7 protein-coding genes are annotated in these 7,810 nt (G+C 47.8%); 4 read left to right on the top strand and 3 right to left on the bottom strand.

The window, feature by feature from the left end; translation table 11 throughout:
* Nucleotides 1-224 (top strand): hypothetical protein (locus ACZ25G_RS01390; protein WP_463681283.1); only part of this gene is annotated, 224 nt, incomplete at its 5' end.
* 51 nt (nt 225-275) lie between these two features.
* On the opposite strand, the gene ACZ25G_RS01385 is transcribed toward ACZ25G_RS01390, so the two are convergent.
* Nucleotides 276-1,070 carry a class B sortase gene (locus tag ACZ25G_RS01385; protein WP_463681282.1) on the bottom strand — a complete coding sequence of 265 codons (795 nt, stop codon included), beginning with the start codon at nt 1,068-1,070 and terminating at the stop codon, nt 276-278.
* A gap of 88 nt (nt 1,071-1,158) precedes the next feature.
* Complete coding sequence (pyk, locus tag ACZ25G_RS01380; protein WP_342682777.1) at nt 1,159-2,916, bottom strand: pyruvate kinase; 1,758 nt, start codon at nt 2,914-2,916, stop codon at nt 1,159-1,161.
* Nucleotides 2,917-3,204: 288 nt separating this feature from the next.
* On the opposite strand from pyk, the gene ACZ25G_RS01375 reads away from it, so the two are divergent.
* Genes ACZ25G_RS01375 through ACZ25G_RS01365 form a run of 3 tightly spaced genes read left to right on the top strand, consistent with a single transcriptional unit; the run spans nt 3,205 to nt 6,660 of the window.
* Nucleotides 3,205-3,582: a GntR family transcriptional regulator gene (locus ACZ25G_RS01375; RefSeq protein ID WP_191483273.1), complete on the top strand. Its 378-nt coding sequence runs from the start codon at nt 3,205-3,207 to the stop codon at nt 3,580-3,582.
* Nucleotides 3,579-4,481, top strand: a complete 903-nt coding sequence (locus ACZ25G_RS01370) for an ABC transporter ATP-binding protein (RefSeq protein WP_342682779.1) — start codon at nt 3,579-3,581, stop codon at nt 4,479-4,481. The genes ACZ25G_RS01375 and ACZ25G_RS01370 overlap by 4 nt, the downstream gene beginning before the upstream one ends.
* A complete protein-coding gene (locus ACZ25G_RS01365) occupies nt 4,453-6,660 on the top strand; it encodes a hypothetical protein (protein ID WP_463681281.1) in 2,208 nt (735 codons plus the stop codon). The genes ACZ25G_RS01370 and ACZ25G_RS01365 overlap by 29 nt, the downstream gene beginning before the upstream one ends.
* 91 nt (nt 6,661-6,751) lie before the next feature.
* On the opposite strand, the gene ACZ25G_RS01360 is transcribed toward ACZ25G_RS01365, so the two are convergent.
* Nucleotides 6,752-7,810, bottom strand: a 1,059-nt coding sequence (locus tag ACZ25G_RS01360) for a Na+/H+ antiporter NhaC family protein (protein WP_463681280.1), incomplete at its 5' end; no start/stop codon positions are given.

The raw sequence follows: 7,810 nt of genomic DNA, 5'->3' as shown, positions 1-7,810 counted from the left end.
AGGCCGAGTATTCTCCCGAAATGAGCCATGTATCCTTTACTACAGATAAGCTGGGCTCCTTTATTATTTCCTCCAAACCATTGGAAGAATTGCCTATTATCGACGCTGGAGACGGCGCCTCGGAGGGATATAGCCCCCCAGGAGAGTATCTGGTTTCCCCGGCGCTGGATGCAATAGGCAGGGCATTTTATATCTATGACGCCTATATTCCCACCACAGCCTAGCAGTCGTAAAATAAAAAGGACCAGTCATCTGGCTGGTCCTTTTTATTTTAATTAAAATTGTGGCTCTTTCGGCGATGGATTTTTCGTTATGCTGACGGTTTCAGGCATCTGTTCGCCATCTCTTAAAAGACGGGCCTGGACGACAAAACGCTGATCCTCCCGCATGCCGTATTTATAGGTACAGGTGGATAGGGTTAGAATTTTATCTGTGGCGTTGACATCCACATCATAGAAATATTCGGTGCGCTCCTCCGCCTCATTAAGAATGTTTAAAAACTCTAAGTCGCTGGGGTTGACGCTGATATAATTGAAGTTAATATCAGAATAATAGGCGGCAAAGATTTTAAAAACCATCTGGTCATCGGGAGTCGTTAAATAAATATAGGGGTGATTGGTGGCGAAATCCTCATCAAGATATTTCAATAGCTGGCCAAACTTTAGACCATGCACCTGGTTGTCATCCATGTTGTGTCCATAGATAACGGTGTTGCGGGATAAGACATTTCGCTCACCAATGGTGTTTTCGTAGTCCGCATAGTAGCACCCGTAAAAATTATACTGTTTGTATTCATCTTTGCGGAGATAAAAATCGTTATCTTCAGCTTGAACTACGGCATTGTCTACCGTGGTGTCGGGAATGGTCAGCCAGGCTACCGTATCGCTGTTGGCAGACTGCATATCAGTAAGCTTTTGCAGGGTATCGGCATCAGGCTGCTGAATTTGGAGCTGATCATCTTCTTCTGGTTCTGGCAAGGGTGCTTCCGTAACCTGGGGAGTGGTTACCACCGGTGCTGGAGCAGAAGAGGATTCCTCCTCTCCATTACAGGAAGAAAGGGTAAGAATCATAGAGACTAGAAGAAAACAAGCTACTATCTTTCTTAAAAACGACATAGATGGGGAGGAAAACCTCATGATTGCTTGGCTCCTTTATTTTTTATAATGCTTGAACATTTGTGGAGTTACACACAATGCCCCGTCGGGCATCAACGGTGACAGAGGTACCGTTTTTGAGAATGGAAACTGCACTTTTGGCGCCGACGATAACGGGAATATCCAGAGCAAGCCCCACAATTGCCGCATGGGAATTAGTCCCGCCGGCTTCAGTGACGATACCAGACGCTTTCTTCATCAAGCTAAGAATTTTATTGGAGGTGCTGGGAATCACCAAGATATCCCCGTTTTTAAACTTTTTTAGGGCTTCATCCTCATCCCGGACGACACATAAATTAGAACATACAGAAGAAGCACCAATGCCGGTTCCGGTGACTAGGATATCGCCAACCATATGAACCTTGAGCATGTTGGTGGTTCCGGCAATACCAAGGGGAACACCAGCGGTGATTACCACCAAGTCCCCATCACTGACATAACCTGCTTTTTTGGCACGGGCAACTGAATGCTCAAAAAGAACGTCGGTATTTTTCTTTTCCTCAATCATCAACGGAAGGACGCCCCAGGACAGAGCCAACTGCCGGTATACATGAGGTTCCATGGTGCCGCCAATAATGGGGACGGAGGGACGGAACTTGGAAATCATACGCGCTGTGGTGCCGGTTTTAGTGACGGTGATGATAGCAGAAGCTCCCAGATCGTAAGAGGTGGTACAGGTGGCGTGAGAAATAGCATTGGTTACGTCGGAAATCGGATCAATATCCCGGGTGTAAAAGCGCTTTTTATAATCGATATCCCGCTCTGCTCGTTCGGCAATAATGGACATGGTCTGTAACGCTTCCACTGGATAAAGTCCCGCGGCCGTTTCCCCGGAAAGCATGATCGCGCTGGTCCCGTCATAGATGGCGTTGGCTACATCGGTGGCCTCTGCACGGGTAGGACGGGGATTTTTAATCATGCTGTCTAACATCTGGGTAGCGGTAATGACCTGCCGTCCCGCTGTGTAGCCTTTTTTTATCAGTTTTTTCTGGATGATGGGAACTTCCTCTAAGGGAATTTCAACACCCATGTCTCCACGAGCGATCATAATGCCATCAGAGACCCGCAAAATATCGTCGATATTGGCGACGCCTTCGCTGTTTTCAATTTTTGCAATGATGCGGATGGTATTGCAATGGCGAGAATCCAGAATCTGCCGAATTTGCAGAATATCATCTGCGCAGCGGGTAAAAGAAGCGGCAATAAAATCAAAGCCGTTATCAATACCAAAGAGGATATCCTCCCGATCCTTGGGGCTGATATAATCCATCGAAACTCTGACTCCGGGGATGTTCACTCCCTTTCGATCAGAGATGGTGCCACCATTGATTACTTTACAAATGATATCGGTTTCGGTAATCTCTCGGACCCTCAATTCAATCAGTCCGTCGTCCAATAAGATACGATTGCCTACATCTACATCCGCAACCAGTCCTTTGAAGGAAATGGAGACGATGGTTTCATCCCCCTCTATTTCTCGAGTCGTCAGGGTAAAGAGGTTGCCAGGGGATAGGGTGACCTTACCGTCCTTAAAGGTACCAATCCGAATTTCGGGCCCCTTGGTATCCAAAAGCGCCGCAATGGGGAGCCCCAGCTCTTCCCGAAGCTCTTTGAGGATTTTCAAACGGTTCAGGTGTTCTTCATGGGTGCCATGGGAAAAGTTAAAACGCGCTACATTCATACCGGCAAGCATGAGCTGCCGGACAGTCTCCTTATGATCGGTAGCGGGGCCAAGCGTGCAAATGATTTTTGTTTTTCGCATAGGTTCAGACCTCCAATTCGTCCTAGAATCATGCTATATTCCGTGTCAAAGTGTCAAAAAGCCAGAACAGCCTTGTTACTCTTTTAGATATAGAATAGTATTTTTATCATTATTTTATCAGATTTTCAATACTTTTTCTATCCTTTTCGGTGTATGTAATCACTTTGACAAAATTTTATTACGGGGAAGACAATATTTTGTTTAATACGGTTGACAGGACAGGGGAAATTGAATATACTATAACTGTACTATTCGATATAATACAGTTAATACAGAGAGGTGGATGAGGTGATTACCCTTGATATGCACAGCAGGATCCCCATTTACGAGCAGTTGTGCCAGAAAATCACGCAGCTGATTGCGGTGGGCGCCCTTGAGCCTGGTGATCAACTTCCTTCGGTGCGGCTGCTGGCACGAGATCTTGGAGTCAACCCCAATACGGTCTCCAAAGCCTATCAGGAGCTGGAACGCAGCGGCGTGATTTGTTCGGTGGCAGGCAAGGGCAGCTTTGTTTCCTCCGCTGACGAGGTGACTCGCAGCCTACAGAAAAAGATAATAGAACGCTTTGAGGGAATTTGTACCCAGTGCAGGAAAGTTGGAGTAAAGAAGCCTGAACTGCTAACTGTGCTGGATCAGGTTTACGCACAGAAGGAGAATGGAATATGATTTGCTTGGAGCATTTGACAAAGAAGTTTGGCAAAGAGACGGCAGTCGCTGACTTTTCCATTGAGATTAGAGAAGGCTCCATTTTTGGATTAATAGGTTCCAATGGTTCTGGCAAATCCACGGTACTGCGGATTATCGCCGGCATTTATAAAGGTGATGGGGGAAATGTGACATTGAATGATATCCCCATTTTTGAGCATGAACAGGCAATGGAACAGATATTTATGATCTGCGACCAGCCCTTTGTGCAGTCGGGGATGACCTGTGAGGGATTAGCGGAATTTTATTCCCATATGTATCCCGATTTTTCCCCTGAAGATTTTGAAACCTTATGCCAAATTTTTGATATGGATCGAAAGAAGCCTATCAATACCTTTTCCAAAGGCATTCGAAAGTTGGCTATGATTATTATCGCCCTTTCCTGTAATCCTAGGATCCTGCTTATGGACGAATCCTTTGACGGGCTGGATATGGTGGTCCGGGCAGCTGTCAAGGAGACATTGATCGACCGGGTGGCACAACGGAAGATGACGGTCGTGGCCACCTCCCACAACCTCTATGAAATCGAGGAAATGTGCGACCATGTGGCCATTATCCACCGAGGAAAACTGGTGTTAGAGCGGGATCTGGATCAGCTAAAAGAGGAATTTGTACGGGTACAGGCGGCCTTCTCTAAGCCACTGGAACCGGACGCCCTGGATGGGATGCAGCTCATTAGCATTGAACGCCGAGGAAGCCTTGTCACCCTTATTGCCAAGGAGTCCGCCGCAGCATTAAGAGAAAGGCTAGAGAGATATCATCCCCTGTTTTTTGAAGAACTCCCCCTGACATTGGAAGAGATATTTATCAAAGAAATGGAGGCGGTCGGTTATGACTATAAAAACATCATCTTCTCATAAGCGGGGATGGTACCTCTTTTTTCATCAGCTCAAACGGATGCGTGGTGTCTGCCTCGTCGCCTCTATGATCTACCTGGCGGTTTTTACAGTTCCTTTTATCATTCGCACAGTAGAAGGACAGAAGATATTGGACTCCATGCCGGCAGCGCCGATTTATGATCTCAGTGGAGCTTTTCTCTTCGTCCTGCCTGTGGCGATACCGCTCTTTACTGGAGTTATGGCGCTGCAGTTTATTCATCATGGGGATCGGGCGGATCTCTATTACAGCCTGCCGGTCAAGCGTCACACCTTATTTTTGTCCCACTATCTGGCGGGGCTTGTGGTCACCTTGCTGCCGCTGCTGGCAATCTATCTGCCCTGTGCCCTCACAGGGGCAATTTCTAACTCTGGAAATATTCAAGTATTATCTCTGGTCATAGAGTTTCTTACCCTTTGCCTGACCACCACAATTAGTTATACCTTGGTCTGCTTCGTTGGCGTCTTTACGCCAACACTGCTGGACCATGTGCTCTATACGGCGGGGATTGGAGCGGCGATTAGCTTGGGCTTTGCCTATACCCTGGAAGCTCTTTCCCGTATGCTGGTGGGATTCCCTTACACTGATCTTTTCTTGGGAGACGGCGGTATTGGCATCTTGTGGTCCAATCCTTTTTTGCTGGGCTTCCGCATCTTCGTGGAAAATGACACCTATCGGTGGCCGGTTATCATCGCCTATCTGGTTTTAGCCATCCTTTGTCTGATCCTTTCCATTATTGGCTTCCGTAAAAGAGGCTGTGAACGAGCCGGCCGGGTGGGAGGAAGAACCCTGGTCAAAGAAATCTCTAAATATGTTGGCGCTTATATTGGAGGATTACTGCTCAGCCTCGGATTTGGAGGCATGGCCTCTGATTCGGTGGCCATGATGATATTGGGACTGATCCTTGGCTCTTTCATTGCCTATACTGTGATAGAGGCCATAGCCATGCGCAGCTTCCGAACCTTTGGCAAAAGTATGAAGGGATACGCCATTTTTGCGGGATGCTTTTTAGCCCTCTTTGCCGTGGTTCGCTTTGACCTGACCGGATATCAGTACCGGATTCCAGAAGTCGATCAGGTGGACAGTGTTTCCATTAGTTACTATGGTGTAGTAGAACCCTATCTCTATGGAAGCAACCGAAATGGCATTGTCCTTCGCACGCCTGAGGGCATTGAGGCGGTTAAGAATATCCACACCCGGATGACACAGCGTTGGGTCCCCCTCGGCAATCAAAATATAGAGGTAGATGGCGAAGAGATGACCTGGATGCCGATTACCATCACCTATCGGCTGAAAAATGGTATGACCGTCCAGCGAAAGTATGACAAGGTCTATTATAGCGACTTCCCTCTCTTTAATGATCTGGGCGTCATTCCTGAATTCCGTAAACAGACAGATCTGTCCGCCATGGTAGAGCCTAATCAGTTTAATTCTTTCCGTCTTTACGATGCGTTGGGCCGGGGTGGCCAGGTATTGCCACTTTCCCTGGAAGAGCAGGAGGAGCTTTTTGCGGCCATCGCGGCTGACCGCCGGGAGGAAACTGTGGAGGAATATGCCCGACCTGACACACCGGCACTGGGATGCCTCTCTATTACAGCTACTCCCACAGCCTTGCCAGAAAAAGCGCGTCAGAGGCTGCAAAAGAGTGGCCTAAGCACCTATGATTCTGTCGTCGTGTTGGGGGCCCACTATCAAAACACCATTGAATTTCTCAAAGAAAAGGGCTGGGATGTAACTAAGCAAACAGAGTCTTCAAAGGTCAAGGCCGCTTATGTGACCTATGCCTCCCATGGCGCTTTGCGGGGAGTATATCCACTGTTCCTCAATGAACCTGACGACTTTTACCGCTTTTCGTTTTCTGACCTGGAAGATGGAATGTGGGGGACAGATATCTCTGCCAAGTACGAAGATGCCGCGCAGATTGCGCAGCTTTGCCAGTGTGCTTATCAGCAATATGAGATGAGCACAGACGGGTATGTGGTAGCCTTCCATGTAGAGGGGTCCTTGCAATGCCAGCAGTTTTATATCCCCTATGATAAGGCCCCGGACTTTTTAAAGGAGGACCTGAAGAAGGTAGGAGAGAGTTGGGACGTACACACCTCCGCTTATATCGATGCTGGAGAAATGGGAGTGACAATTACAGAAGAAACCATCATAGATTAATCCCACAAATCAAGGGGCAGTGCTGTTTTCAGCACTGCCCCTTGAGCATGAGAGAAGGGAGCCGTATCAAAAATACGGCTCCCTTTTTGATTTAAGCCTTGGCTTCTTTTTTCTTTTGAATGACCTTGAGAATGCACAGAACGGCGAGCAGCAGAACAAGGGAAGAACCCAGGGTAATGTACGCATTGTTGGTAAAGCCCGCGATAAGGAATCCAACAAAGCAGACTGCGGTTACCATAGTAGCATAGGGAATTTGTGTTGTCACATGGTCGATGTGATTGCAGTGGGCACCGGTAGAAGAGAGAATGGTGGTGTCCGAAATGGGGGAGATATGATCTCCATAGACTGCGCCTGCCAAAGTCGCTGCCAGAGCAGGAACAAGTAGGTCAGAACCTGTCGCATTAATAATAGGAATTACAATAGGAATTAGGATACCGAAAGTTCCCCAGGAGGTACCTGTTGCGAAGGCAAGAAGGCTGGCCACCAGGAAAACAACAGCGGGAAGAAGCTGCATAGGCATACTGCTGGTAGCCACAAGATGACCAACAAAGCCGCCGGTATCTAGGTAATCGGCGCTGCATACACCGCTGATGGTCCAGGCCAAGGTTAGGATGATATAGGCAGGCACCATGGATTTTACACCTTCAGTAATACCATCCATGAACTCCCGGAAGCCCAGGATCTTGCGGGGTAAGAACAGGATGAATGCTACAACCAGCGCGGCAAATCCGCCAATGCAAAGGGATTTGGAGGCGTCTGTGTTACCAAAAGCCTCGCCAATAGAAGAAGCCTCACCGGTAAACAGGCCGCCCACATAGAGCATAGCCAGGATGGAAAAGATAATCAGCGCCACAATGGGGATAATCAAATCATAAACTTTGCCTTTATTTCCAATGCGGGAATTTTCTTCTTCGATATCCTGCGGATGGTCGGGATTAGAATGAAGATCGTTATTGTAAATCGCATTGTGCTCAAATTTTGCCATGGGCCCAAAATCCAGATTGGTCCAACAGATAAAAATAATCATAACAATGGTGAGAAGGGCGTAGAGATTAAAGGGGATGGTCTGGATAAAGGTGGACATGCCATCCGCTACGCCAGAGGACTCCATGGTGGAGCCGACCGCAACCGCCCAACTGGAGATCGGGGC

This window comes from Zongyangia sp., from assembly GCF_965361945.1.
The sequence above is the reverse complement of the archived record's forward strand: the minus strand, read 5'-3'. Positions and strand labels throughout refer to the sequence as shown.